Origin of the sequence: Allokutzneria albata, assembly GCF_900103775.1 — a bacterium.
GTDB lineage: Bacteria > Actinomycetota > Actinomycetes > Mycobacteriales > Pseudonocardiaceae > Allokutzneria > Allokutzneria albata.
Genome location: NZ_LT629701.1, coordinates 4,488,109 through 4,513,102, shown reverse-complemented (window position 1 = coordinate 4,513,102; position 24,994 = coordinate 4,488,109). Strand labels below are relative to the sequence as shown.

At 72.3% G+C, this 24,994-nt stretch carries 23 protein-coding genes and 1 riboswitch; of the genes, 13 read left to right on the top strand and 10 right to left on the bottom strand.

All coding sequences use genetic code 11. From position 1 onward, the window contains the following. The first annotated feature begins 32 nt into the window (after window positions 1-32). From BLT28_RS20000 to cobA, 5 genes are all read left to right on the top strand, one after another. The gene (locus tag BLT28_RS20000; RefSeq protein ID WP_063766605.1) at window positions 33-1,229 is read left to right on the top strand and encodes a cobalt-precorrin-4/precorrin-4 C(11)-methyltransferase; all 1,197 of its coding nucleotides are present in this window, start codon (window positions 33-35) and stop codon (window positions 1,227-1,229) included. A 181-nt stretch (window positions 1,230-1,410) separates the two neighbouring features. Next, the gene (gene cbiE / locus BLT28_RS19990) at window positions 1,411-2,772 is read left to right on the top strand and encodes a precorrin-6y C5,15-methyltransferase (decarboxylating) subunit CbiE (protein WP_231950349.1); all 1,362 of its coding nucleotides are present in this window, start codon (window positions 1,411-1,413) and stop codon (window positions 2,770-2,772) included. A 140-nt stretch (window positions 2,773-2,912) separates the two neighbouring features. Continuing rightward, entirely contained in the window at window positions 2,913-4,592 is a 1,680-nt protein-coding gene (locus BLT28_RS19985; RefSeq protein ID WP_030430446.1) for a cobalamin biosynthesis protein, read from the top strand. A gap of 586 nt (window positions 4,593-5,178) precedes the next feature. Beyond that, window positions 5,179-5,295: riboswitch (cobalamin riboswitch) on the top strand. A gap of 52 nt (window positions 5,296-5,347) precedes the next feature. Continuing rightward, window positions 5,348-6,427, top strand: coding sequence for a HoxN/HupN/NixA family nickel/cobalt transporter (locus tag BLT28_RS19980; protein WP_030430445.1), 1,080 nt, complete (start codon window positions 5,348-5,350; stop codon window positions 6,425-6,427). 54 nt (window positions 6,428-6,481) lie between these two features. After that, window positions 6,482-7,687: a uroporphyrinogen-III C-methyltransferase gene (gene cobA, locus BLT28_RS19975; RefSeq protein WP_030430444.1), complete on the top strand. Its 1,206-nt coding sequence runs from the start codon at window positions 6,482-6,484 to the stop codon at window positions 7,685-7,687. 56 nt (window positions 7,688-7,743) lie between these two features. Here cobA and BLT28_RS19970 read toward each other — a convergent pair whose 3' ends face one another. The 4 genes from BLT28_RS19970 to BLT28_RS19955 form a co-directional block, all read right to left on the bottom strand. Further along, entirely contained in the window at window positions 7,744-9,621 is a 1,878-nt protein-coding gene (locus tag BLT28_RS19970) for a DEAD/DEAH box helicase (RefSeq protein ID WP_063766604.1), read from the bottom strand. A 305-nt stretch (window positions 9,622-9,926) separates the two neighbouring features. Continuing rightward, window positions 9,927-10,667 carry a serine protein kinase RIO gene (locus tag BLT28_RS19965; protein WP_407638733.1) on the bottom strand — a complete coding sequence of 247 codons (741 nt, stop codon included), beginning with the start codon at window positions 10,665-10,667 and terminating at the stop codon, window positions 9,927-9,929. A gap of 110 nt (window positions 10,668-10,777) precedes the next feature. Then, window positions 10,778-11,518 (bottom strand): peroxide stress protein YaaA, encoded by a 741-nt coding sequence (yaaA, locus tag BLT28_RS19960; RefSeq protein ID WP_030430441.1) that lies wholly within the window; start codon window positions 11,516-11,518, stop codon window positions 10,778-10,780. Window positions 11,519-11,579: 61 nt separating this feature from the next. Continuing rightward, window positions 11,580-11,942 (bottom strand): VOC family protein, encoded by a 363-nt coding sequence (locus BLT28_RS19955; RefSeq protein ID WP_030430440.1) that lies wholly within the window; start codon window positions 11,940-11,942, stop codon window positions 11,580-11,582. A gap of 82 nt (window positions 11,943-12,024) precedes the next feature. On the opposite strand from BLT28_RS19955, the gene BLT28_RS19950 reads away from it, so the two are divergent. Continuing rightward, complete coding sequence (locus BLT28_RS19950; RefSeq protein ID WP_030430439.1) at window positions 12,025-13,773, top strand: proline--tRNA ligase; 1,749 nt, start codon at window positions 12,025-12,027, stop codon at window positions 13,771-13,773. A 190-nt stretch (window positions 13,774-13,963) separates the two neighbouring features. After that, window positions 13,964-15,826, top strand: a complete 1,863-nt coding sequence (locus tag BLT28_RS19945) for a Xaa-Pro dipeptidyl-peptidase (protein ID WP_162184863.1) — start codon at window positions 13,964-13,966, stop codon at window positions 15,824-15,826. A gap of 54 nt (window positions 15,827-15,880) precedes the next feature. On the opposite strand, the gene BLT28_RS19940 is transcribed toward BLT28_RS19945, so the two are convergent. Genes BLT28_RS19940 through BLT28_RS19930 form a run of 3 tightly spaced genes read right to left on the bottom strand, consistent with a single transcriptional unit; the run spans window position 15,881 to window position 18,303 of the window. Continuing rightward, entirely contained in the window at window positions 15,881-16,576 is a 696-nt protein-coding gene (locus BLT28_RS19940; RefSeq protein ID WP_030430437.1) for an HAD family hydrolase, read from the bottom strand. After that, entirely contained in the window at window positions 16,573-17,547 is a 975-nt protein-coding gene (locus BLT28_RS19935; protein WP_030430436.1) for a hypothetical protein, read from the bottom strand. Before BLT28_RS19935 ends, BLT28_RS19940 begins: the two co-directional genes overlap by 4 nt. 39 nt (window positions 17,548-17,586) lie before the next feature. Continuing rightward, window positions 17,587-18,303, bottom strand: coding sequence for a hypothetical protein (locus BLT28_RS19930; protein ID WP_030430435.1), 717 nt, complete (start codon window positions 18,301-18,303; stop codon window positions 17,587-17,589). 58 nt (window positions 18,304-18,361) lie between these two features. Here BLT28_RS19930 and BLT28_RS19925 point away from each other — a divergent pair, with 58 nt between their 5' ends. Beyond that, the gene (locus BLT28_RS19925; RefSeq protein ID WP_030430434.1) at window positions 18,362-18,655 is read left to right on the top strand and encodes a PIN domain-containing protein; all 294 of its coding nucleotides are present in this window, start codon (window positions 18,362-18,364) and stop codon (window positions 18,653-18,655) included. Here the strand turns inward: BLT28_RS19925 and BLT28_RS19920 are convergent. Continuing rightward, window positions 18,636-19,046 carry a YjbQ family protein gene (locus BLT28_RS19920; RefSeq protein WP_030430433.1) on the bottom strand — a complete coding sequence of 137 codons (411 nt, stop codon included), beginning with the start codon at window positions 19,044-19,046 and terminating at the stop codon, window positions 18,636-18,638. The two genes, BLT28_RS19925 and BLT28_RS19920, sit on opposite strands and share 20 nt — an antisense overlap. A 100-nt stretch (window positions 19,047-19,146) precedes the next feature. Between BLT28_RS19920 and BLT28_RS19915 the strand changes: the two genes are divergently transcribed. The 5 genes from BLT28_RS19915 (at window position 19,147) to BLT28_RS19895 (ending at window position 23,856) form a co-directional block, all read left to right on the top strand. After that, window positions 19,147-20,181 (top strand): aminotransferase class V-fold PLP-dependent enzyme, encoded by a 1,035-nt coding sequence (locus BLT28_RS19915; protein WP_030430432.1) that lies wholly within the window; start codon window positions 19,147-19,149, stop codon window positions 20,179-20,181. Window positions 20,182-20,251: 70 nt separating this feature from the next. Continuing rightward, window positions 20,252-20,890 (top strand): TetR/AcrR family transcriptional regulator, encoded by a 639-nt coding sequence (locus BLT28_RS19910; RefSeq protein ID WP_197683878.1) that lies wholly within the window; start codon window positions 20,252-20,254, stop codon window positions 20,888-20,890. Further along, window positions 20,887-22,197 (top strand): flavin-containing monooxygenase, encoded by a 1,311-nt coding sequence (locus tag BLT28_RS19905; RefSeq protein WP_030430430.1) that lies wholly within the window; start codon window positions 20,887-20,889, stop codon window positions 22,195-22,197. Before BLT28_RS19910 ends, BLT28_RS19905 begins: the two co-directional genes overlap by 4 nt. Next, entirely contained in the window at window positions 22,197-22,997 is an 801-nt protein-coding gene (locus tag BLT28_RS19900; protein WP_030430429.1) for an alpha/beta hydrolase, read from the top strand. Before BLT28_RS19905 ends, BLT28_RS19900 begins: the two co-directional genes overlap by 1 nt. 151 nt (window positions 22,998-23,148) lie before the next feature. Further along, window positions 23,149-23,856: a hypothetical protein gene (locus BLT28_RS19895; RefSeq protein WP_156051095.1), complete on the top strand. Its 708-nt coding sequence runs from the start codon at window positions 23,149-23,151 to the stop codon at window positions 23,854-23,856. Window positions 23,857-23,862: 6 nt separating this feature from the next. On the opposite strand, the gene BLT28_RS19890 is transcribed toward BLT28_RS19895, so the two are convergent. Together BLT28_RS19890 and BLT28_RS19885 are read right to left on the bottom strand one after the other, a co-directional pair. Beyond that, window positions 23,863-24,324, bottom strand: coding sequence for a ferritin-like domain-containing protein (locus tag BLT28_RS19890; RefSeq protein ID WP_052407484.1), 462 nt, complete (start codon window positions 24,322-24,324; stop codon window positions 23,863-23,865). Continuing rightward, entirely contained in the window at window positions 24,324-24,845 is a 522-nt protein-coding gene (locus BLT28_RS19885) for a hypothetical protein (protein ID WP_043812102.1), read from the bottom strand. The genes BLT28_RS19890 and BLT28_RS19885 overlap by 1 nt, the downstream gene beginning before the upstream one ends. Window positions 24,846-24,994 lie beyond the last annotated feature (149 nt).

Here is a 24,994-nt window from a genome sequence, read left to right as displayed (position 1 = left end):
CCGTGTCGCAGGAGCGGCCGAGGGGAGCAACCGTGAACGGGCGGGTTTCGTTCATCGGCGCCGGACCTGGCGCAGCAGACCTGTTGACCCTGCGTGCGGCACGGCGGATCGCCGAGGCCGACGTGGTGCTGTGGGCGCCGAGCGTCCTGGACGCCGACTGCGTCCGCGAGCACGCCACCGCCGACGCCGAGCTGGTGGACTTCACCCGGGTGAGCCAGGACGAGGTCCTCGAGGTCTACCGGCGCGCGATCGTCAAGCGGCTCAAGGTCGTCCGGCTGCACGCCGGGGACACCGCGCTGTGGGGCGTCGTGCAGGAGCAGCACGACCTCTGCCGCAAGATGGGCCTGGACGTCGAGATCGTTCCCGGCGTCTCCACGTTCTCCGCGGCGGCCGCGATCGTCGGCAAGGAGCTGACGGCGACCGAGAACGCGCAGTCGATGATCATGACGAGGGTCGAGGGCAGCAACGCCGACCTGCCCGACGCCGAGCGCATCCGCGCCTTTGCCCGGCACGGCACCACGATGGCGATCTCGCTGCCCGCCGCCCGTGCTGGGCAGCTGGTCGAGGAACTGGTCGAGGGCGGCTACGCCACCGACACCCCGGTCGTGATCGCGTACAAGACCACCTGGCCGGACGAGCTGACCGTGCAGACGACCATCGGCGAGCTGGAGCGCGTGGTCAAGCAGCACAAGCTCTGGCGGCACACGCTCTTCCTGGTCGGCAAGGCCCTGCGCAACGGCGGCGCCCGGTCCTACGCCCCGGCGTCCTCCTCCGCCTCCGGGTACCGCCGCTCGGGTCGCCCGCTGCGCGCGGTGACGCCCGCCGCCGACCTGCCGGCGCAGGAGCCCGCGGGCGAGGCCGAGACCGCGGCCCGTCCCGCGCAGCCCGGCTCCGACGTGGCGTGGTGGGCCGTCCGCGACTGGCAGGAGACCACCCGCGCGACCAGCCGCACCGCGCGCCGCTACCGCACCGCCCGGCTCACCGGTACCTCCACCCGGGTCGCGGCGGCGAGCAAGACCAAGAAGCACCCCGACCAGGTGACGCTGCCCGTCGACCTGCCGGAGCCCGCCGCCCTGGTCGAGGAGGCCAAGCCCAAGCGCAGGACGGCCAAGGTCACCGCCGAGAAGCCCGCGGCCGACAAGGCCGAGAAGGCCAAGGCGCCCACCAAGACCGCCAAGGGCAAGAGCACCGGCGCGCGCAAGCCGAAGCGGGCGACGAAGAGCAGTTGATCTCACCGTCCACATAGGACGCTCTGGGAACGTTTGCATTGCCGTCGAACGGGTGAACCTCCGGCGCGGCACCGGTGCGCGCGCCCGCGAATGGGCTAACTGATGGGTGTCCGTGGGCATGGGCGCCCCGCCCACCTGGTTCCAGCGCACCGGTCGTGCCCCGGGGATGTGGAGACGAGCTGTGCGTACGGGCGTGGGCCGGTCCGGCGGGATGTTCCGCCGAGGCCGCCAGACAACGGAGGCCGGTCCGGTCGGCCATGAGCTGCTCCAGCAGCGGTCGCCGAACGGGGAGCGCCAGCGGTCCGGCCCACCCGCCACCGTCGCGGTGAGCGTGCTCGGCGTCGACGGCGACGGCCTGCCGAGGGGCGCGACCGAACTCCTCGCCGGGGCCAAGGTGGTGCTCGGCAGCCGGGCCCACCTCGACGCCCACGCCCCCGAGGGCGCCCGCCGGGTCGAGCTGGCCCAGCCCGGGACGGAGCAGTTCGACCAGGCGCTCACCGACCTGGGCGAACTGTCCGCCGAGGACGGTCCCGCGGTGATCATCACCTCCGGTGACCCCGGCTTCTTCGGGGTCATGCTGTCCCTGCGCGAGCGCGGGGTGCGGGCCGGGAAGGTGCTGCCGGGAGTTTCCGGCGTGCAGCGGCTGATGGCCAAGCTCGGCCGGTCCTGGGACGACGTGCTCGTGGTGAGCGCGCGCGGCCGCGACCTGCGACGCGCGCTCAACGTGTGCCGCGCGCGCCCCGCCGTCGCCGTGCTGACCGATGCCGTCGCGGGCCCCGCGGAGATCGGGGCGGGCCTCACCGGCTGGCGCCGCACCCTGATCGTGGCCGAGGACCTCGACACCCCGGACGAGCGGATCTCCGTGGTGGACCCGCCCAAGGCCGCCAAGCGCCGCTGGCGCGACCCGAACGTGGTGCTCTGCCTCGCCGACCCGGAGGCGGTCCCGCCACGCGGTTGGTGCGCCGGAGGCGATCCGACCCCGCCCGCGGGCGGCTGGGGGTTGCCGGAGGAGTCCTTCGCCCACCGGGACGGCACCGTGAGCAAGGCCGAGGTGCGCGCGCTCGCCCTCGCCAAGCTCGCTCCGCGCCCCGGCTCGCTGATCTGGGACGTGGGCTCGGGCGCAGGAGCGTTGGCGATCGAGTGCGCGCGGCTGGGCGCGGCCGTCATCGCCATCGAGCCGAATCCCGTGCAGTGCATGCGCATCATCGCCAACGCCGCGACGCACGGCGTGGACATGCGGATCGTGGAGAACGAGGCGCCCGCGGCCCTGGTCGGCCTGCCCCGCCCGGACTCGATCTTCGTCGGTGGCGGCGGTCCCGAGGTCGTCGCGGCGTGCGCGGCCGTCGGGGCGGAGCGGGTCGTCGTCGCGCTGACCGCTCTGGACCGCCTCGGCGCGTCACGGGACGCTCTGCGGCACTCCGGCTACGTCGTCGACGGCTGTCAGCTCTCCGCCAACCGCCTCGCCACCATGTCGGACGGCGCGAGCCGCTTCGTCGGCACCACCCCGACCCTCATCCTCTGGGGCCGTCGCAAACCCTCCTGACCCTCCGGCCCCCGTCTCCGCCCCTCAGCCTCCTCAGCGCCGACTGACGCACCCAATGCGGCTTTGGTTACGTCCAGCGAAACACATGCCACGTCGGGTAGGTCAGCGGTGGGGGGTGGGGGCGGGGATAGGGTTCTCGGGTGATCGGGTTGTTTGCGGTGACGGCGAAGGGGCGCCGCTCCGCGGGGGAGCTGGCGGCACATCTGGGCGCGGACGCCGCGGTGGTCGAAGGGGCGGTGAAGCCCGCGCTGCGGCGGATCTGGCCGCGGTTGGGCGCCGCCGTGTTCTTCCTGTCCACCGGTGCCACGGTGCGATTGATCGCGCCGCTGCTCACCGACCGGCACGGTGACCCCGTGGTGGTCTGCGTCGACGAGGAGAGCGGCTACGCGGTCGCGCTGACCGGCGGGCCCGCGGCCAACGCCCTCGCCGACCGGGTCGGGGAGTTCCTCGGCTGCCAGCCCGTCGTCACCACGGCGGCGGAGTCGGTGGGCGCCACGGTGCTCGACGAGCTGGTCGAGCTGCTGGACGCCACTGTGGACGGTGACTTCGCGGACTGCGCCGCGGCGATGCTCGCGGGCGAGCCGGTCCGTGTCATCAACCCGCTGCGGTTTCCCTTGCCCGCCATGCCTTCCAACGTCACCGTGCACGAGGAGCCGCCGCCTGTGGGTCCACAGTGGACGGTTGTGGTGGACGACCGGTTGCTCGCGGTGGAGGGCAGGGTGCTCCGGCTCGTGCCCAGGACGCTGGTGATCGGCGTCGGCTCGTCCACCGGGGTGCGGGCGAGCGCGGTGACCGGGCTGCTGGCCGACCTGGCCGAGCACGCCGAGCTGGACCTGCGCGCGGTGCGGGCGTTCGCCACGGTCGACGCCAAGTCCGCGGAGCAGGGCCTCATCGACGCCGTCGACGACCACGGTTTCTGGCAGGACAGCGCGCCGGACCTGCTGCACTACCCGGCGGACACCCTCGCCGGGGTCGACGTGCCGACGCCGAGCGAGGACGTGCGGGCCGAGGTGGGCACGCCCAGCGTCGCGGAGGCGGCGGCACTGCACGCGGCCGGGGAGCTGGCCGACGGATCGCCGGTGGAGCTGGTCGCGGCGAAACTCAAGGGGGACAAGGCGACCGTCGCGGCGGCCAGGGTGCGGCCGCGCGGTCGGCTGGTCATCGTCGACGCCGGACCCGGAGCCGAGGACCTGCGGGCGCCCCGCGCCGAGGTGGAGCTGCGCCGCGCGGCCGTCGTGGTGGGGCTGGAAGCCGACCTGGAGCGCGTCCGCCACCTGTTGCGCCAGGGCACCGAGGTCCGGGTCAGCGCGCCGGGCGACGAACGCCAGCGCGCGGCGGAGGCGGTGCGGCTGGCCGCCGCCGGGCGGTCCGTGGCGCTGGTCGGTTCCGGCGCGCTCGTCGGGCCCGCGCTGGAGCAGGCCGACGAGCGGATCGAGATCGCCGGGGTGCCCGGGGTGAGCGCGGTGTCGGCCGCCGCGGCCGAGTTGGGCGCCCCGCTCGGCGCCGACCACGCGGTGATCAGCCTGGCCGACGCGGGCGCCCCGTGGCCGGTGGTCGAGCAGCGGGTGCGCGCTGTCGCCGAGGCCGACGTGGTGGTGTGCCTGCGCGACAACGCCGACTGGCGGCTCGGCGCCGCACTGGACCTGCTCCGGCTGCACCGGCCGCCGCGGACCCCGGTCGGCGTCGCCGGCCCCGGGATCGGCACGAGCGTGGCGATGATCACGGGCTTCGATCCGGGCGTCGTCCCGCCCGGCGCCACGGTGGTCGTGGGCAGTTCGCGGACCCGCGCGGTGGGCGGACGTATGGTCACTCCACCCTGATCAATGAAGTGATGTGCAACCGGTAGCACGTTGTGATGAAAAGGTGTTGCAAGCCCTTGCCGCACAACGGCATTCGGGTGTGCGATGCATATGCCCGTCTTGACGAGGTAACACGTCCCAGGTGGGAGGTGGAAATTGCGAGCACTGGCCAGGATGAAATCCGCGGCCGCGGCAATGTTGACCACGGAAGTTCTTCCGTCACCACTGGGTTGAGCGTGACGGCCCGGTCAACCGCATCACCCGGCCCCGGTCTTCCGGCTGAGCCGACCACAACCACGCAGTAGTGCTGAACGTGTGTGAGCGGTATGCGGATCCTTGAGATCACGCCCGCGAAAGAGACGACGAAGTGTACGGTCGAGGCGGGGACCGTGGGCTCGTCGATTTCTGGAAGAGTTTCACGTTCGCCGACCCGCTTTGCCTGCCCCTCCCGCCGCCCGGGGCAGGCAAAGCTCATTTCGCTCCTATTCCGTTTCCTTTCTCCGGTCCGCGGCGCCCCCTGCCCCGCGCGGCCGTCGAAGATCACGTGAGCGGCACGGACCGGGCTCGACCTCCTCCGGCCGATTGACGCGGCCTCGTCCCCGCCCCCACGATGCGGGGCGCCACCAGTGCGAGGAACCCGGTGCGAGTCCGGGACGGTCCCGCCACTGTGAGCGGATCGCGCGCGATCCGAGAGTCAGGAACTCCCTGGTGGTCGCCTGCCACGCCGTGGCGGGCGCGAACTCCCCCTCGGGCGAGGCACCCAGGAGGTTCCTTTCATGACGTCCCTTGACGTCCAGGCGCCCAGCGGCGCGTGGACCGCGCAGGAGCGGCGCAGGCTCTTCGGCATCATCGGCGCGATCGTGGTGCTGCACGTCGCGGGCATCGGGCTGTACCTGGCCTACGCCGACCGCTTCCCCGGCTCCGGCGTCCTCGCGTCCGCGGGAGTGATCGCCTACGTGCTCGGCATCCGGCACGCCTTCGACGCCGACCACATCGCCGCCATCGACGACACCACGCGGCTGATGTTGTTGCGCGGCAAGCGACCCATGGGGGTCGGCTTCTTCTTCGCGATGGGCCACTCCACGGTGGTGCTGGTGCTCGCGCTGGTCATCTCGCTCGCCGCGGGCACCATCGCGGAGTCCGAGGTGGCGGGCGTGCAGGAGGTCACCGGCACCATCGCGACGATCGTGGCGATCTCGTTCCTGCTGCTCGTCGCCGTGCTCAACGCGGGCGTGCTGCGGTCGCTGGCCGGGCTGTGGCGGCGGTTGCGGCGCGGTGACCTGGCCGAGGCCGAGGTCGAGCGCGTGCTGATGGACCGCGGCGTGTTCAACCGGATCTTCGGCGGGCGGCTGCGCGTGCTGATCCGCTCGTCCTGGCACATGTACCCGGTGGGTTTCCTGATGGGACTGGGCCTGGAGACCGCGTCGGAGGTGACGCTGCTGGGGCTCACCGCGACCACCGCGACGGGCGGAGAGCTCCCCCTGGTCGCCGTGCTCAGCCTGCCGTTGATCTTCGCGGCCGGGATGAGCACGTTCGACACGCTGGACTCGTTGCTGATGACGCGCGCCTACTCCTGGTCCTACCGCAACCCGGTGCGGACGCTGTTCTACAACACCGTGACCACCGCGATCACCGTGGCGATCGCGGCCTTCGTGGTGCTGGTCTACGTGTCGCAGCTGCTGGCCGAGAAGGCCGGGCTGAGCTGGCTGGCCGGGATCGGCGGGATCTCCGAGCAGTTCGAGGTCATGGGCTACGGCATCGCCGCGACGTTCCTGCTGGCGTGGGGCGGAGCGGTGCTGTGGTGGAAGGCGCGCGGCTACGAGGACCGGCACCCCGTGATCGGAGTCGGCGAGTGATGTCCAGCGCTCTCCGGGTGTGTTCGGCCGCGCGGATCGGCATGCTTAGCGGTCATGCGGGCTGAGCAGCACTACCTCGCCGGGTTGGATCTCGCCGGGCGGCGCGTCGTGGTGGTCGGTGCGGGCACGGTCGCCCAGCGCCGGCTGCCGCGGCTGGTCGCCTCGGGGGCGGTCATCGAGGTCATCTCACCGGAGGCGACCCCGGCCGTCGAGGCGATGGCGACCGCGGGGGAGTTCGCCTGGACCCGCCGCGCCTACGCGGACGGGGACCTCGACGGCGCCTGGTACGCGCTCGCGTGCACCGACGACGCGGACGTGAACGCGGCGATCACCGCTGAGGCGGAACGGAAGCGCGTGTTCTGCGTGCGCGCCGACGTCGCCCGCCTCGGCACCGCGGTGACCCCCGCGGTGGGCGAGCACGACGGGCTGCTCCTGGGTGTGCTGGCGGGCGGCGAGCACCGCCGTTCCGCGGCCGTGCGCAACGGCGTGCTGGACGCGCTGCGCTCAGGGGTGGTCGGTGACGCCGCCGAGCAGCAGCAGCCCGGAGTGGCGCTGGTCGGTGGCGGGCCCGGCGACCCGGAGCTGATCACCGTGCGCGGCAAGCGCTTGCTGGCGCGGGCGGACGTGGTGGTCGCCGACCGGCTGGCCCCGCGCGAGCTGCTTGAGGAGCTCCCGCCGCACGTGCTCGTCGTCGACGCGGCGAAGATCCCCTATGGCCGCGCGGCCAGCCAGGACCTGATCAACTCGACGCTGATCGAGCACGCCAAGGCCGGGAAGTTCGTGGTGCGCCTCAAGGGCGGCGACTCCTACGTCTTCGGCAGGGGCTTCGAGGAGCTGCTGGCGTGCGCGGAGGCGGGCGTTGCGGTGACCGTCGTCCCCGGCGTCACGAGCGCCTTCGGTGTGCCCGCGGTCGGCGGGGTTCCGGTGACCCACCGTGGCGTCGCCCACGAAGTCGTCGTGGTGTCAGGACATGTCAGCCCGTCCGACGAGCGGTCCCTTGTGGACTGGCCGGCGCTGGCGAAGCTGCGCGGCACCCTCGTGCTGATGATGGCCGTGGAGCGCGCCGACGCCTTCGCCGACACGCTGATCGAGCACGGCAGGCCGTCGTCCACGCCGGTCGCGGTGATCCAGGAGGGCACGACGCGAGCGCAGCGGGTGGTGCGCACGACGCTGGACAAGCTCGGCTCCACGATCACCGCCGAGGCGATCCGTCCTCCGGCGATCATCGTCGTCGGCGACGTGGCCGCCCTGGCCCCGTAACCGGGAAACCCCCGCCGGCCGGGTGGCCGACGGGGGTTTCCGGAGTGCGGGTGTGGCTAGTGGGTGGGGGAGTTGAAGCGCTTGCGGCCCCCGGTGCCACGCTGCTGGCGGGCGGCGCGGTCGCCACCGCGGTCCTCCCACTTCTGGTGCCCGCGGTCGTCGCGGTGCCCAGCGGTGCGCTCCGGGCGGCGCCACTCGTCCCGCGGCGCGCGGCCGCTGGGGCGGTCGTCGCTGCGGAAGCCGCTGCGGGCCGGACGGTCGTCGCCGCCGCGAAAGCCCCGGTCGTCCCTGCGGAACCCGCCGCGGTCGTCGCCGCGGACACCGCGGTCGGTGCGCTCGCCGCGGTCGTCCCTGCGGAAGCCGCGCTCACCCCGGTCGTTCTCGCGCCGGAAGCCGCGGTCGTCGCCACGGTTGTCCCGCCGGAACTCCCGGTTGCCGTCCTCGCTCCGGTCGGAACGGAACCCGCCGCGGTCCTCGCGCCGGAACTCGCGCTCGCCGCCGCGGTCGTCCCTGCGGAAGCCACGCGGGCGGTCGCCGTCACGGGCGGGACGACGCCCGAAGCCACGCGGGCCGCGATCGCCGCCGCCGGCACGGGCCGGGCGGCGCTCCGGGCGCACGGTCTCGTCCGGCAGCTCGATGCCACTGGGCTTCTGCGCGCCGGTGATCTCCGACAGCTCGGTCCAGCCCGGGCGGACCCGGGTGATGGTCGGCCGCACGCCCGCCTTGGTGGTCATCGCCTGCACGGAGCGGCGCTGCGCCTGCAGCGCCAGCGTGACGACGACACCGGCCTGGCCGGCGCGCGCGGTGCGGCCTGCGCGGTGCAGGTAGTCCTTCGGGTCCAGCGGCGGGTCCACGTGCACGACCAGGCTCACGTCGTCGACGTGGATGCCGCGGGCCGCCACGTTGGTCGCCACCAGGCAGGTGGTGATCCCGTCGCGGAAGTCGCCGAGGGTCCGGGTGCGCGCGCCCTGGGTCTTGCCGCCGTGCAGGCCGCCGGCCTTCACGCCGACCGAGCGCAGCTTCTTGGTCAGCCGGTCCACGCCGTGCTTGGTGCGGACGAACATGATGGTCCGGCCCTCGCGGGCACCCACCTCGGCGACGACGTCGAGCTTGTCGTCGTTGCTCATCAGCAGCACGTGGTGGTCCATCGTGGACACGCTCGCCGAGGGCGGCGCGGTCGAGTGGGTCACCGGGTCGGTCAGGTAGCGCTTCACCAGCTGGTCGACGTCGCCGTCCAGGGTGGCGGAGAACAGCAGGCGCTGGCCGCCGGGCGCCACCTGGTCCAGCAGCTCGCGGACCTGGGGCAGGAAGCCCATGTCGGCCATCTGGTCGGCCTCGTCCAGCGCGGTGATCTGGACCTCGCCCAGGGCGCAGGTGCCCTGGCGGATGTGGTCGCTGAGCCGGCCCGGGGTGGCGATCAGCAGGTCGACCCCGCGCCGCAGCGCCGCGACCTGCTTGGGGAACGAGGTGCCGCCGACCACGATGTTGCAGCGCAGGCCGAGGCCCTCGGCCAGCTCGCCGAGGGAGTCGCGGACCTGCATGGCCAGCTCGCGGGTGGGCACCAGGACCAGGCCGCGCGGCTGCATCGGCTTGGTGCGGCCCGAGGCCAGCGCGACCAGCATGGGCAGGCCGAAGGCCAGGGTCTTGCCGGAGCCGGTCTGGCCGCGGCCGAGCACGTCGCGCCCGGCGAGGGAGTCCGGCAGCGTGGCGGCCTGGATCGGGAACGCGTCGACGATGCCGCGCTTGGCCAGCCGCTCGACGAGCACCTCGGGCAGGCCGAGCTCGGCGAAGGTCTTGGTCTCCGGGGTTTCCGGGGTCTCGGCGACCTCGGAGACCTCGGGGGTGTCCTGCGCCTCGACGGCGGCAGGGGTGGTCGCCCGGTGGCGAGGCTTGCGCGGGGCGTGCTCGTGCCGGGCAGGTGTAGCGATAGACACAGATCCTCCGAGACGTGGCACGTCTCGGGGACTCCCGCCGGATCGGAACCGCGGGATGGTCACAAGGACGAGCCCGGCGCTTGTGCGCCGTTGAGTGGGTCAGGAGCACCACCGACCGGCCTGGCCGGCAGACGCGATCTTCGCGCGGCTGACGTGGTGCGCTGCCCAGTGTAGCCGGTCGGCCGGTCGGCCCAGCCGCTGCGCGTCCCACCACGGGAGACCGTTTCCCGTGGCAGGACGCATGATCAATTATCAGTGCAGGTCAGCGCCCTGCGTCACCGGGCACCGTGAAGTACAGCACCTGCCTACATCAGCCCGGCCTCGCGGCGCAGCAGCTCCTCCAGCCACTCGGCGTCGGCGACGTCCTCCGGCAGCCCGCGGGCGACGAACCAGGCGCACGTCGTGCGCACGTCCCGGCGGAGGAACAGCTCGCTCTGCGGGTTCGAGACCAGGTCGACGACCTGGGGCAGGTCGATCACCACGAGCCGGTCTCCGTGCACCAGCAGGTTGAACGGGGAGAGGTCGCCGTGGGTGACGCCCTCGGCGGCCATCAGCAGCATCGCCTCGACGAGCTGGAACCACAGGTCCCGCAGCTCGTCGCGGTCCGGCCGCAGCTGGGCGAGCCGGGGTGCCGCCGACCCGTCGGGCTCGCCGACGAACTCCAGCAGCAGCTCCGTGCCCAGGTACGCCACGGGACAGGGCACCGGGACACCCGCCGCCCACAGCCGGGTGAGCGCGGTGAACTCCGCCTGCGCCCACTGCTGCGAGATGACGTCGCGGCCGTAGCGCGTGCGGTTGGCGATGGCGCGGGTGTCGCGGGACTTGTTGGTCTTGCGGCCTTCGAGGTAGCCGGCGTCGCGGTGGAACATCCGGTGCTCGGCACCGCGGTAGCGCTTGGCCGCCAGCAGGCAGCTCGCCCCGGAGCCGGGGACGGTGCGCTCGATCAGGTGGACGTCGGCTTCCTTGCCGGTCTTGAGAACCCCGAGATCGTGATCGACCGCGCAGTCGTCAGTGATCAGCCAGCCGGGGAGGACGTGCGGTCGCACGGTGGGAACTCCTACGGGGAAGGTCGGACATGGCAGCGATGTTCATGTCGCACCTCCTCGCTCGTAGTGGGCGGCCAGCATCGCCGACCGCGCCGATCCGCGCAATCGAGTTATCCGGTGAGCAGCTCCAGCTCGGTGTCGCCGGTGACCTCCAGGCCGAGCCCGGCGGCCGCGGCGATCTTGATGACGTCCTTGACGGTCGACGCCTCCTTGCGGGCGGAGCCGAGCACCCGCGCGAGGCGGCCCTTGTGCGCCTTGTTGAAGTGGCTGACCGTCTTGCGCCGTCCGGTGCCGTCGTCGGTGACCACGCGGACGGTCACCGCTCCGGGCACCCGGGCCAGGCCCGCGTAGGAGCCGGAGCGCAGATCGACGACCAGCCCCGCCGCTTCCGACAGAACCGGTTCGAGCACCGGCTTCCACACCCCGCGCAGCGGTCCGACCGCCGCGAGTGAACTGCCCGCGGAGAGCCGGTAGTGCGGGATCTGGTCGGTCCCGCGCGCCAGCCCGAACAGCGCGGACGCGACGGCCAGCCGGGCGTCCGCGCGGGCGCGCTCGGCCTTGGTCAGCGTGCCGATGCCGAGCGCGTCGTAGAGCACGCCGGTGTAGCGGGTGAGCGCCAGCATGGTCGGCGCGGTGCGCAGCTCGGCGTTGTGCCGGACCTCGTCGAGCTGGCGCTCGGACAGCCCGAGCGCCGCCATGCTCGCCGCCGGGTCCGCGGCCAGGTCGACGAGCGCGTCCACGAGCTTGCGGCGCACGGGCGTCAGGGCCGGGAAGGACAGCGCGTCCAGGTCGAGCGGCGGTCCGAACCCGCCCAGGGCCTTCGTCTCCGACGGCGGCAGCAACACGAGCACCCGCAGAGCCTAGAACTCCACCCCCGGCCGCCGTCGTGCACCCGATGTGGCCGGTTCCGGGTCAGGTCGGCATCTCGGAGCGCTCGGAGACGCAGAACTCGTTGCCCTCGGGGTCGGCGAGCACGGTCCAGGTCAGCCCCGGAACGGTGAACTCGCCCTGGACGGTGGCGCCGAGCCCGACCAGGCGCTCCACCTCGGCGGCCCGGTCGTCGGCGCTGAGGTCCATGTGCACGCGGTTCTTGCGCTCCTTCGGCTCGTCCACCTTCTGCAGGCCGAGCGCGGCGCCCCGGGCGTCCTTCGGCGCCAGGAAGACGAACTCGCCGAGGTCGGCGACGATCGTGAAGTCCAGCGCCTCGGTCCAGAAGCCGGTCAGCTTCGCCGGATCGGCGCAGTCGATGGTGATGCACGCGATGTTGAGTCCCATGGAGCCGCACGGTAGACGCGCCGACCGACATCCGGGAGCCCAACGTTAGGCTGCTCGAACCACAGCAGAAGGAGTTCAGCCAGTGATCACCAGGATGTCGTCGCTGTTCCTGCGAACCCTGCGTGAGGACCCGGCCGACGCAGAGGTGCCCAGCCACAAGCTCCTCGTGCGCGCCGGGTACGTACGCCGTGTCGCCCCGGGCGTGTACTCCTGGCTGCCACTGGGCTGGCGCGTGCTGCGCAACGTGGAGCGGGTCATCCGCGAGGAGATGGACGCGATCGGCGCGCAGGAGGTGCACTTCCCCGCGCTGCTGCCGCGCGAGGCCTACGAGAGCACCGGCCGCTGGACCGAGTACGGCTCGACGCTGTTCCGCCTCAAGGACCGCAAGAACGCCGACTACCTGCTCGGGCCGACGCACGAGGAGCTGTTCACCCTGATGGTCAAGGGTGAGTTCAGCTCCTACAAGGACTACCCGGTCGTGCTCTACCAGATCCAGAACAAGTACCGGGACGAGGAGCGCCCGCGCGCGGGCATCCTCCGCGGCCGCGAGTTCGTCATGAAGGACTCCTACTCCTTCGACCTCGACGACGACGGCCTCTCCGCGTCCTACCAGGCGCACCGGGACGCCTACATCCGGATCTTCGAGCGGCTCGGCATCGAGTACCACATCGTCTCCGCGGTCTCGGGCGCGATGGGCGGCTCGGCCAGCGAGGAGTTCCTGGCCCCCGCCGAGGTCGGCGAGGACACCTACGTGCGCTGCCTGGAGAGCGGGTACGCGGCCAACGTGGAGGCCGTGACCACCCCGGCCCCGCCCGCGCGGCCGATCGAGGGCCTGCCCGCGGCCCAGGTGCACCACACCCCGGACACCCCGACCATCGAGACGCTGGTGACCTTCCTCAACGGCGCCGGGCTGGGCAGGGAGTTCACCGCGGCGGACACGCTGAAGAACGTCATCGTCAAGACCAAGCTGCCCGCGGCGAAGGAGTGGACGCTGCTGGCCGTCGGCCTGCCCGGGGACCGCGAGGTGGACCTCAAGCGGCTGGAGGCGGCGGTGGCGCCCGCCGAGGTCGCGCTGCTGGAGGAGGCCGACTTCAAGGCCAACCCGTGGCTGGTCAAGGGCTACATCGGCCCGAAGGCGCTGCAGGACAACGGGGTCCGCTACCTGGTCGACCCGAGGGTGGTCACCGGGACCGCCTGGGTGACCGGCGCGGACAAGCCCGACCACCACGTGGTGGACCTGGTCGCGGGCCGCGACTTCACCCCGGACGGCACGATCGAGGCCGCCGAGGTGCGCGAGGGCGACGAGTCCCCGGACGGCGGCGGCAAGCTCGTGATGGCGCGCGGGATCGAGATCGGGCACATCTTCCAGCTCGGCCGCAAGTACGCCGACGCGTTCGGCCTGGACGCGCTCGGCCCGGACAGCAAGCCCGTCCGCATCACCATGGGCTCCTACGGCATCGGTGTCTCCCGGGCGCTCGCGGTCATCGCCGAGCAGCGCGCCGACGACAAGGGCCTGGTGTGGCCGAGGGAGATCGCGCCCGCCGACGTGCACGTGGTCGTCGCGGGCAAGGACGAGGCCGTGCGCGAGGGCGGCGAGCGGATCGCCGCCGAGCTGGACGCGGCCGGGGTGCGGGTGCTCCTCGACGACCGCAAGGCCTCGCCCGGCGTGAAGTTCGCCGACGCGGAGCTGGTCGGGGTGCCGACGATCCTGGTGGTGGGCCGCGGCCTGGCCAACGGCGTCGTCGAGGTCAAGGACCGCGCCACCGGCGAGCGCGTGGAGATCGGCGTTGACAAGGTCGTCGACCACCTCGTCGAGCTCTGCCGGAGCTGATCGCGACACCGGCACACCGTCCACTGTGGATGGTGTGCCGGTAGGCCGAACGGCCCAGTGAGCGTCGGCCGGAGCGTGAATATCACCCTCCTTTGGTCGCTTTCGGGCGCCTGTGCCGACCCGGTTGCCTGGTCCTCGTGGCCCACCCGAACCCTGCTGGGTGGGCGCCCAGGAGGACAGCATGCGACACGTGCGCAGATCCCGATCGTTCACTGCGCTCTTGACCGGGTTGGCGGCGGCGGCCGCGGCGAGCCTGACCGGGGTCCCCGCTTTCGCCCAGCCGGCGGGAAACATCGTCGACAACGAGACGAAGCCGATCTACTCCCACGCCGAGGCGATCCGGGAGACGGTCTACATCGAGTCCAAGATCGACAGCGACGCGGACGGCAAGCCGGACCGCATCGCCGCCGACGTGATGCGGCCGAAGGAGACCAACACCGGGCTGAAGTCGGCCACGGTCATGGAGGCCAGCCCGTACTACTCCGCCGCGGCGGCGGCCCGCGCCCGCGGTGGCGACGAGCACTTCCTGCCCGGTGCGGCCCCGCGCGGTTTCGGCCGGTGGTACGACGAGTTCTTCGTGCCGCGCGGCTACGCCGTCGTCGAGGTCGAGATGCAGGGCACGGCCCGCTCCCAGGGCTGCCCGACCACCGGTGACTCCGAGGACACCTCGTCCATCGAAGCCTCCGTCGACTGGCTCAACGGCCGTGCGAAGGCCTACTACGCCGACGGCACGCCCGCCGTGGCCTCGTGGAGCACCGGCGCGGTCGGCATGCTCGGCGTCTCCTACAACGGAACGCTGCCCAACGCGCTCGCCGCACGCGGCGTGGACGGCCTCAAGACCATCGTGCCGATCGCCGCGATCTCCAGCTGGTACGACTACACCCGCGACCAGGGCATCGGCTACTACGGCACGTGGGGCAAGCGGTACCCGGAGTGGCTGGCCAACTACGTGATCAGCCCGTCCGCCAAGGCGAAGTGCGCCGCGCAGCTCAAGGCGCTCGGCGACCAGGCCGGTGACGACACCTACGACTACACCAAGTTCTGGGCGGAGCGGGACTACCGCCCGGACGCGGCCAAGGTGAAGGCGTCGGTGTTCGTGGTGCACGGCCAGGAGGACTGGAACGTCAAGCCGGGCCACTTCTCCAAGTGGTGGTACGAGCTGCAGAAGCTCAACGTGCCGCGCAAGATCTGGCTGCACCGGGGCGCGCACAGCGACCCGATCGGCTTCCGCAAGGCCGAGTGGGAGAAGGTCATGCACCGGTGGATGGACCACTGGCTGCTCGGCCTGCAGAACGGTGTGATGGCCGAGCCGATGGCCGACATCCAGCGGCCGGACGGCACCTGGGAGACCCACGGCAGCTGGCCGGACGCCGCGGCGAAGAAGACGAAGCTGTTCTTCGGCGCGGGTGGCCAGGGCGAGCCGGGTGCGCTCAAGCCGCAGCCGGTCGCCGACCCGGGCAAGCAGGTCGTCACCGACCTGAAGACGCAGACCGAGGCGGCCGCGGCCGGTGATCCCGAGCTGGCCAAGCCGAACCGCCTCGCCTACCTGACCGCACCGCTGAAGCAGGCCGTCCGCCTGTCCGGGACGGCGAAGGTGAGCGTGAACGCGAGCGCGGACACCACCAGTGCCCCGCTGACCGCGCTGCTGGTCGACTACGGCCAGGCCACGCGCACCGAGGCGCTGGGCAAGTCGCCGATCGAGCTGATGACCGACTCCTGCGAGCAGGCCGACCTCGACCGGCGCACCGGCTGCGCTGCCCCGCCCGCCGAGATCACCGCGGCGACGCCGTACAAGGTGATCACCCGCGGGGCGATCGACATGAAGAACCACCAGTCGCTCGCCCAGGGGCAGGACCTCGTTCCGGGCCGGACCTACCGGGTCCAGTGGGAGCTGCACCCGAAGGACTACGTGTTCCCGGCCGGTCACCGCATCGGCCTGGTCCTGGTGCAGAACCTGCCGAGCTACATCTCCTCCGACGCCAAGGCGAACAAGGTGGAGATCGCGCTCGCGCCGAGCAACCTGGAGCTCCCGATCGTCGGGAGCGTGCGCTAGCCGGCGGTGTGACCGCTGACGGGGAGCGGGGCCGAACCGCCCCGCTCCCCGTTGCTACACGAGGATTTCCAGGACCGCGGCGGTATCGGCGAGATCGGCCAGGACGACGTCGGCCCCGGCTGCCCGCAGTTCCGCGGCGCTGCTGTGGCCGGTGGCCACGCCCACCGCGACCGCGCCGTGGTGCCGCGCCGCCGTGATGTCGTGCGGGCTGTCCCCGAAGACGATCACGGCGTCGGCCGCGAACCCGTCGGTGTGCCGCGTGGTGGCGGCTTCGACGGCGGCGGCGACGAGATCGGCCCGCACCAGCGACTCCGCGCCGTAGCCGCCGATCGCCAGGTCCAGCCGCCGGTCCAGCCCGAAGGCACCGAGCTTGTGCTTGGCGATCTCGACCAGGTTCCCGGTGACCAGTCCCTGCACCACGTCCGCGCGCCGTGCGAGTGCGTCCAGCGCCTCGACCGCGCCCGGCAGCGCGCGCCCGCGCACGGGCAGCACGTCCAGGTCCGCCTCGACGGCCTCGGTGAGCGCGGCGAAGAGCCTGCGCACCGAGGCGTCATCGGCCGGCAACCCGTGCGCGGTCAGGATCTCCGTGCTGATCCAGCGTTCGGTGCGGCCCGCGGTGGGCGGTTCGTGCACCAGCTCGGTCCCGGTCGCGGTGGCCAGCGCGCGCCGGTACCAGTGCATGCCGAGGCCGCGCAGCTCGACCAGCGTGAGGTCGATGTCCCACAGCACCAAGCGGTTCGGGCTCGTCACTCGGTCGCGACCCGGAAGCTGTCGGCGATCTTGTTCAGCTCCTCGTCGGTCGCGGTCGGCGCCGACTCCTGGCCGGCCACGGGCGCGGTGTCGGCGTTGACCACCATGACGATGCCGTTCTCCGGCCGGTTGGTCATCGCGACCACGAGCACCTTGCCGGTGGCGGCCATGCACGGCTCACCGGGCGCGGTGGTGGCGGTGGCCTCCAGGATCACGCCGCTGAAGCCCTGGCGCTGCACCGGCTTCGGCTGGCCGAGCTTCACCTGCGGCTTCTGCGTCTTGCCGTCCTTGGAGAACTCGTAGAAGGACGACGCGTAGCCGTTGGCGAAGTCGGCGGCGACCTTGCCCGCCTCCAGGCCGGGTGCGCCCTCGCTGGGCTTGATCGTGATCATGCCGGTGACCCCGCGCGAGTAGCCCGCGCCGCCGCACTGGTAGGAGCCCAGCGTCGCGATGGTGTTGATGTTGGGGGCGCCGGAGGCGGAGCGCGTCTCGCCCGGCGCGGCGGGCTTCCACGCCGGGGGGACCTCGTAGACCAGCCTGGTGATCAGGTTGGGCACGACCTGCCAGCCGGGGTTCTTCGGGGCCTCGTTGATCGGCTCCGGCGGCTTCGCGATGGCCTTCGTGGTGGTCGTCGGGCCCGCCGGGGTGGTGGTGCCCGGCCCGGCCTGCGGCTGCGGGCTGTTGCTGTTGGTCAGCAGGACCACGGTGACGACGACGGCGGCGACCAGGACGACGCCGATCGCGCTGAAGAGGATCGCTTTGTTGCGCTTGCTCTTGTTCGGCGGCGGCTGCTGCCCGAACGCGCCGAGGCCGCCGTACCCGCCCTGGCCGAACCCGCCGTACTGGGGTTGCTGGGGCTGCTGCTGCGGAGCCTGCTCGCCCCACTGCGGCTGTTGCTGCGGCTGCTGCTGGGGGTACCCGCCCCAGCCGCCCTGTCCCTGCTGGTCCTGTCCACCACCTGGCCATGTCACGGCAGCGACGGTACTACCAGGGCGCGCGGCGAACCCAACTCAGCTCAGCTGGCGGACGGTGTCCAGGATCTTGCGCACGTCCTCGGCGCTCGGGGAGAACTGCGCGTCCTTGCCGTCCTCCGGCACCTCGACCTTGACCGCGACCGTGCCGTTGGGCACCGTCAGCGCGAGCACGGTGATCCGCGCCTTGCTTGCGTGACAAGGACTCGGTGCGCTCGACGAGACGTCGGCGACCACGGTGGCCCCGGCGAGGCCGTCCACCGCGACCGGGGTCGGCGGGCTGAGCTCGACGGTGGGCGAGGGGTAGTTGGACTTGGCCGCCCCCTCGGCGACCGCGGCGGCCACGACCGCGGGATCGTCGCGCCGGACCATCCGGCCGGAGCCGACCTCGCCCCGGACGAACTCCGCGCCGTCGCACTGGAAGGGCCGCGCGGCGGCGAGCCCGCTCAGCGACAGCACCCCGCCGGGCCGCGCCATCCTGGTCCCGCCCAGCGTCCACGAGCCCGGCACCTCGTAGACCAGTCCCGAGTCGTGGTTGACGATCACCTGCCAGCCGGGGTTGCGCGCGGGCGGCAGCGGTTTCGTGGTGACCGGCGGCGGGGTGGTCTTCTCCGGCGGGGGCGCCGCGGTGGTCGTGGGCCCGGTCCGATCGGCGCCGCGCGCCAGCAGCAACACCGCCGCCGTGCCCCCGCCCACGACGATCACCAGCAGCAGCACGGTGATCAGCGCGTTCCGGCGCGCGTTCGGCCTCGTCACACCGGGCACCGTACCCCTGCAGGGATATCTGACAATCTGAATCCAAGAGTATTGCCGCGTGAAGGTGCTGACCGCCTCGGCGTCCTCCCGGCGCCAAGAGCGAACGGCGCGGAACTGGCCGAGCTGGCCCGGCGCCGGACCGGCCGCGGTCACCGTCGCCGAGTACCTGGCCGCTGTCGCGCTCGCTCCCGACGCCGCGGCGCGCGGGCTCCGCCAGGCGTTCCTGCCCGGCGTCCTCGAAGTCGTCCCGGTCGAGGACTACACGCCAGGCATCGCCGTGCGCCGCGCCGAACTGCTCGCGCGCGCCGCACCCGACGTCACGTCCCGGTTGGTCAGCCCGTCAGGAAGCTGAAGCGGACGCTGCGGACCGGGTTGTCGCGGTTGGTGTCCACCAGGCAGACCGACTGCCAGGTGCCCAGGGCCATCCGCCCGCCGAAGACCGGGACTGTCGCGTAGGGCGGCACCAGCGCGGGCAGGACGTGGTCGCGACCGTGCCCCTTCGAGCCGTGGCGGTGCAGCCAGCGGTCGTCCGCCGGGAGGAGATCGCGCAGCGCCGCCAGCAGGTCGTCGTCGCTGCCCGCCCCGGTCTCCAGGACCGCCAGGCCCGCCGTCGCGTGCGGCACCCACACGTGCAGCAGCCCGTCCGCGCCGTCCACCCCCGCCAGGAACCGCTCGCACTCCGCCGTCAGGTCGTAGACCACCTCGACCGACCCGGTCCTGATCTCGATCACCTCGGAACGCATGCCCCCAACGCTAGCCCCGCGCCCCGATCCCCCCAACGCACCGAATGAGTCGTTCTGGATGCGGGCGGATCGTGGTGGGGCCGCGCATACGCTCGGGGGCATGCGCCTTGCCTTCGGAGCGAGTTTCGACGTCCCCGCCGGGTATCTGAACACGCCGAGCATCGGTATCCCGCCGACGCTGACCACGGACGCCGTTCGCGAGTCCGTCCAGCGGTGGGGTGCGGGGGCCGACCACCCCGCCGACTTCGACGAGCACGTGCGCCGCGCGCGAGCGGCCTTCGCGAAGCTGGTCGGCTTCGACGCCGACGACGTCGCTGCGGGGGCGAGCGGGTCCCAGGTGGCCGGCATCGTCGCGGCGAGCGTGCCCGACGGGAGCCGGGTCCTGGTCGCCCGCGGCGAGTTCACCAGCCTGACGTTCCCGTTTGCCGCGCAGGCACATCGCGGCGTGAAGGTGACCGAGGCCGATCTCGCCGACATCCCGTCCGAAGTGGACGGTCATGATGTCGTCGCGGTCAGCGTCGTGCAGTCGGCGAACGGCGCGGAGGTCGACCTGGCCGCGCTGCGCGAGGCCGCGGCCGCGGCGGGAACCCGGGTGCTGCTGGACGCCACGCAGGCGGTGGGGTGGATGCCGCTGGACCTGGGGTGGGCGGACTGGGTGGTCGCCGCCGCCTACAAGTGGATGCTCTGCCCGCGCGGCGCCGCCTGGCTGGCCGTGCGGCCGGACGCGCTGGACGAGCTGGTGGTGCACTCGGCGAACTGGTACGGGGGCGAGGACCCGTGGCAGTCGATCTACGGGCTGCCGTTGCGGTTGGCGCGCAGTGCGCGGCGGTTGGACATCTCGCCGGTGTGGCTGGCCCAGGTCGGTGCGACTGCCTCACTGGAGTATCTGTCCACGTTGGACATGGCCGAGGTGCGTGCGCATTCCGTGCGGTTGACCGATGCGTTGCTCGCCGAGCTGGACCTCCCGGGAACCGGATCGGCGATCGTGTCGCTGGAGCTGGACGACGAGCAGGGGCGGCGGCTGGCCGAGGCCGGGGTGCGGTCGGGCTCGCGCGCGGGGCGCACGCGGCTGGGCTTCCACCTCTACAACTCCGAGGAGGACGTCGAGCTGGTGGTGCGCGCGCTCAAGCATTGACAGTGCGGTGAATCCGGCTCACGATGGTGACCGCCCGGTCCTATGACCAGGTGGTCACTTTCTCGGGGAGGTGGCGGAGCTGCCCACCGACGTCTGGCGCAACCTGCCCGCGGCCAAGCGCGAACGCGTGCTCGGCGCGGCCCTCGACGAGTTCGCCGCGCTCGGCTACTCGCGCGGGTCGCTCAACGTCATCGCGCGCGAGGCCGGGATCGCCAAAGGCTCGCTGTTCCAGTACTTCACCGACAAGCTCGACCTCTTCGCCACGGTGGCGGAGGAGGTGTCGCAGCGGGTGCGCGCGGCGATCGAGCCGCGGCTCGGACAGCTGGAGAGTCCGAACTTCGCCGAGTTCGTGGTCGACGCACTGGACGTGTGGGTCCGGTGGTTCGCCGAGCACCCGGTCGAGCGGGGCGTCACAGCCGCGACCAACCTGGAAATGGACCCCGCGGTGCGCGCCGCGGTCCGCGACGTCGCTCACCGGCACTACCTGGAGGTGTTGCGCCCCTTGGTGGTCGCCGCGGTAGAACGCGGTGAGGTGGACGGTGATCCCGACGTGCTGATCGCCTGGCTGATGCTGCTCGTTCCCCACCTCGCGCTGGCGCCCTTCCTCCCGGGCCTCGATCCGGTGTTCGGGCTGCACGGCGCGTCCCCGGAGACGGTCCGGGACACGGTTCGCAGGCTGCTCGCCCCACTCCTGGGAGGCAAGGCGTGACGAAGACGGTGTGCGTGATCGGCGCGGGTTCCTCCGGCCTGGTCGCGTTGAAGAACCTCCGGCAGGCCGGGTTCGACGCCGTGGCCTACGAGCGGCACGACGAGGTCGGCGGCAACTGGTGCTTCGGCGGGCCGGGCAGCCGGGTCTACGCGAGCACGCACACGATCTCCTCCAAGCCGTTCACCCAGTACCCGGACTTCCCGATGCCGGACGAGTGGCCGGACTACCCGCACCACAGCCGGCTCCGCGAGTACTTCCAGCGCTACGCCGAGCACTTCCGCCTGCTCGACCACGTGCGGTTCGGCCACGAGGTGACCAGCGCCGTGCCCGACGGCGGCGGGTGGTCGGTGACCGTGAAAGGCAAGGTGCCCAAGCACTTCGACGCGCTCGTCGTGGCCAACGGGCACAACTGGCACCCGAAGATGCCGGAGTACCCCGGGCTCGCGGAGTTCTCCGGCAAGGTGCTCCACTCCGCGGCGTACAAGGGGCCTGATGTCCTTCGTGGGCAACGGGTCCTGGTGGTCGGTGCGGGCAACACGGGCTGCGACATCGCGGTGGAGGCGGCTCAGCACGCGGAGGCCGTGTGGCACTCCACGCGGCGCGGGTACTGGTACGTGCCCAAGTACATCCTCGGCAAGCCGTCGGACCAGATCGCGGATGCGCTGATCGGCCTGCGATTACCCAAGCCCGTGCGCCGCCTCATGACGAAGCTGACGCTCCTCGCGACGGTCGGCCTCCCGCAGCGCGCCGGTCTGCCCAAGCCGGACCACGCGCTCTTCGAGACCCATCCGATCGTGAACAGCCTGCTCACGTACTACGTGGGCCACGGCGGCATCAAGCCGGTGCCGGACGTCGAGCGCTTCGAGGGCTCCACGGTCGTGCTGAGCGACGGGCAGCGCGTTGATGTCGACCTGGTCGTCCTCGCGACCGGCTACCTGCTCCGCGTGCCGTTCCTGGATCCAGCGCTGCTGGCGTGGGACGGCGAGGCGCACACCAAACCCAAGCTGTACCAACACGTTTTCTCACCTGCGCACGAGACCTTGTTCGTAGCGGGGCTGATCCAGCCCGATTCGGGTCAGTTCGCCTTGGTGCACTGGCAGACCGCGGCCATCGCGTCGTACCTGCGAGCACGGGACCGATCTCCCAGCCGGGCCGCCGCGTTCCGGAGAACCGTTGTGCAGCAGGCGGACCGGCGCTGGACAGGCGGCCAGGACTACGTGAAGAGCACGCGTCACCACTTCGAGGTAGCGCACCAGCACTACTTACGCGGCTTGCAGAGCACCATCGACGCGTTGGGAGCCGCGTGATGGCGAGGGCGATGCGCGTCTTCGACTGGGCGTTCCCGGTTCCACCCGTGCAACGCGAAGTGCTCTCCGAGTTGCCGGAGACCGATACCGGCAAGCCACCGCTGCTGTTCGTCCACGGCGTGGGCGGCGGCGCGTGGCAGTTCGCCGAGTACTGGCTCAAAGCCGCCGCGGAGCGCGGTTTCCCGTCCTACGCGGTCAGCCTGCGCTGCGCGGGCGGCAGCGGCGGTGCGCGCCGGCGACTCCTGACCGGGCTGCGGCACTACGTGCACGACGTCGTGCAGACCGCTGTTCGACTGCCCCGGCAACCGATTCTCGTAGGTCATTCCCTGGGCGGGCTCGTCGTGCAGCGCGCGCTCGCCCGGTACCCGGCGCGAGCCGGGGTGCTGCTCGGTTCGGTCGGGGCGGGGCCCGAGATCGCCGGGCTCGGCGTGCTGGCCGTGCGGTCGCCGCGCACCCTGGGGCAGGCGCTGCTCGGCCGGTCGATGACCTTCCCGGAGCGGCTGCGCTTCGTCGGCGCTCCCCGCCCCGAGCTGCTGCGAGAGGGGCCGACGGGCGCGCTCGCGCAGTGCCAGCTGCTCTTCCACCGCCGCCCGCCGCGGCCGCTCGGCAACCCTCCGGTGCTGGTGGTCGGCGCGACCGCGGACCGGATCATCCCCATGTCCAGCGTGCGGGCGACCGCCGGGCACTACCGCACGGCGCCGCGCTGGGTGGACGGCGTCGGGCACGCGCTGATGCTGGACTCCGGGCAGGACCGAGTACTCGATCTGGTCCTCGATTGGGTGGAGTTGTCCGGACTGTGACCAGCTGTCCGTTACTCCTGTTCACGCGTACAGGTGAATGCCAAGGCTGGCGCTCGCGGTTATCAAGGTTGTAGGGACGCGTCGCGTTTCCCCGTGCCGACCGTTACCGTGAGCCATCGTGTCGGATCTGCGCTCATCGGACGGACAGGTGATGACGCGAGTGGAGCCCGCTGAGTGGGACACCTCGCCCCTGACCGAGGCCGCCCCAGCTCCGCGACCGCGGGCCGAGGCCCCGGTGGCGGAGCCGCCCGCGCAGGACCCGCCCAGCCCGGCCGACCGGCTGGCCGGCCTCGTCGCCGACCGCTCCCGCAAGGGCTGGCTCATCAAGGGCGGAGCGCTCGCGGGCGTCGCGCTGCTCTCCGGGACCCTCTGGAGTGCGACCGACCGGACCGTCACCGGGACCGCCTCGCTCCCGCCCGACCCACCGCAGCTCGTCTACGAGGAGCACGTGCAGGTCAAGGACGAGGACTGCGCCGCCCACGCCTACGACGACACGCAGAAGTTCTTCCAGAAGAACCCGTGCAAGAACATGGTCCGCAGGCTCTTCGCCACCAAGGCCAAGGACGGTGCCCCGGTCGTCGTCTCGCTCGCCGTGGTCGAGATGCACACGCCCCAGGCCGCGGCGGAGCTGGAGAAGCTGACCAGCTCCAACAACACCGGCAACGTCAACGACCTCATCCGCGAGAACCACAACGTGCCCGGCGGCCCGGCCCGGTTCAACGAAGCGGGTTACGCCTCCGAGGTCCAGGGCAAGAAGGTCCTGATCGCGGAGTCGGAGTTCTACGCCTACTCGCGCAAGGACGTCGACCTGCTCCGGGAAGTCAGCAAGGACACGCTCCGCCTCGTCAACGAGGGCTGAGAAGTCCTACTGGCGCCCGGGAAACGCGGTCGTGGCCGGGGTCTGCCCGGCCATCTTGCGCCACCGCACCGTCCGCACGGCCGCCGCGGTCAGCCCTTCGAGAGCGGTGCGCCGCAGCCCCTCGTCCTCGGACCGTTCGAGCACGCCGTGCCACGCCGCGGCCGCGTCCGTCTCCGCGGACGCCAGCAGGCCGGCGGCGCTCGCCTGGTTGGTGACCGGCTGCGGTGGCTGGTAAGCGGGCTCAGCGGGAACGGGTGACGTCCCCGCGTCGCGCAGCAGCCGCTCCACCGCGTCCCGCCGTGCCCGGTGCGCCGTCGAGCCCTCGCGGATCGCCGAATCGGCCGAGGCGGGCAGGAATGCCGACGCGAGGCCGTAGGCCCACTCCGCGGCGTGCTCGGCGGCGAGCGCCTGTTGCACCGCGTCGACCGTTTCCGGCGACGGCGGGTTCTTCTGCGTCCGGACCACCATCAGGCCAGCACCTCCCGCAGGCACGCACAGCTCGCCGCGACCGAGCCGATCAGGCCCGCGCGGTGCTTCGGCAACGACGGCACCAGTTCCGCCGCGCGCTTCTCGCCGTTGGTGACGGCGTCCTTCAAGGCGCTCAAGGCCGCCGACGCCTGCTGCGGAGCACTGGGGGCCGGCGCGGGCGGCGGCGTCGCGGTCGTGCTCACCCGCGCCGGACGCGCCCGGTTCAGCTCCTTCTCGATCGCCCCGTGGTGCGCCCGCCGGTCCGTCGCGACCGCGTCGGCCTTCGCCGCCAGCGAGGGGTGGGCCACGGCGATCGCTTTGGCCAGGTCGGCGTCGGAACGCGCCTGCGCGGCGAGTTCTTCGAGCGGGTCGGGCTTGTTCTGCGCAGGCTCACCCGTGCACGCGGTCAGCGGCAGCACCACCGCGCCCGCGAGCCCGGCGCGCAGGAAACCGCGGCGGGAATGTCCGGAGGAATGTCGACCGAAGACCCGCTTGCGGGGTCGAGCGTTGGCGGAGACCACGAGCGCCCATCCTGCCAGGCTCGCTCGATCGGGCGGCGATCACCGAGACCCGCTTGCGGCGCCGGGCGTCGACGCAGCTTCGCGTCGTCGGCGACAAGCTACGCTGTGCGACCGGACCGGTGCGGCATCCCGCACCGGCCGCTTTGTCA

Excerpts from the sequence above, each read along its gene's own strand:
- cobA (WP_030430444.1), top strand. The coding sequence starts at position 6,482 with ATGCGGGCTGAGCAGCACTACCTCGCCGGGTTGGATCTCGCCGGGCGG.
- BLT28_RS19900 (WP_030430429.1), top strand. The coding sequence starts at position 22,197 with ATGGCGAGGGCGATGCGCGTCTTCGACTGGGCGTTCCCGGTTCCACCC.
- BLT28_RS19890 (WP_052407484.1), bottom strand. The coding sequence starts at position 24,324 with ATGGTGGTCCGGACGCAGAAGAACCCGCCGTCGCCGGAAACGGTCGAC.
- BLT28_RS19920 (WP_030430433.1), bottom strand. The coding sequence starts at position 19,046 with ATGCGTTCCGAGGTGATCGAGATCAGGACCGGGTCGGTCGAGGTGGTC.
- BLT28_RS19980 (WP_030430445.1), top strand. The coding sequence starts at position 5,348 with ATGACGTCCCTTGACGTCCAGGCGCCCAGCGGCGCGTGGACCGCGCAG.
- BLT28_RS19915 (WP_030430432.1), top strand. The coding sequence starts at position 19,147 with ATGCGCCTTGCCTTCGGAGCGAGTTTCGACGTCCCCGCCGGGTATCTG.
- BLT28_RS19895 (WP_156051095.1), top strand. The coding sequence starts at position 23,149 with ATGACGCGAGTGGAGCCCGCTGAGTGGGACACCTCGCCCCTGACCGAG.
- BLT28_RS19955 (WP_030430440.1), bottom strand. The coding sequence starts at position 11,942 with ATGGGACTCAACATCGCGTGCATCACCATCGACTGCGCCGATCCGGCG.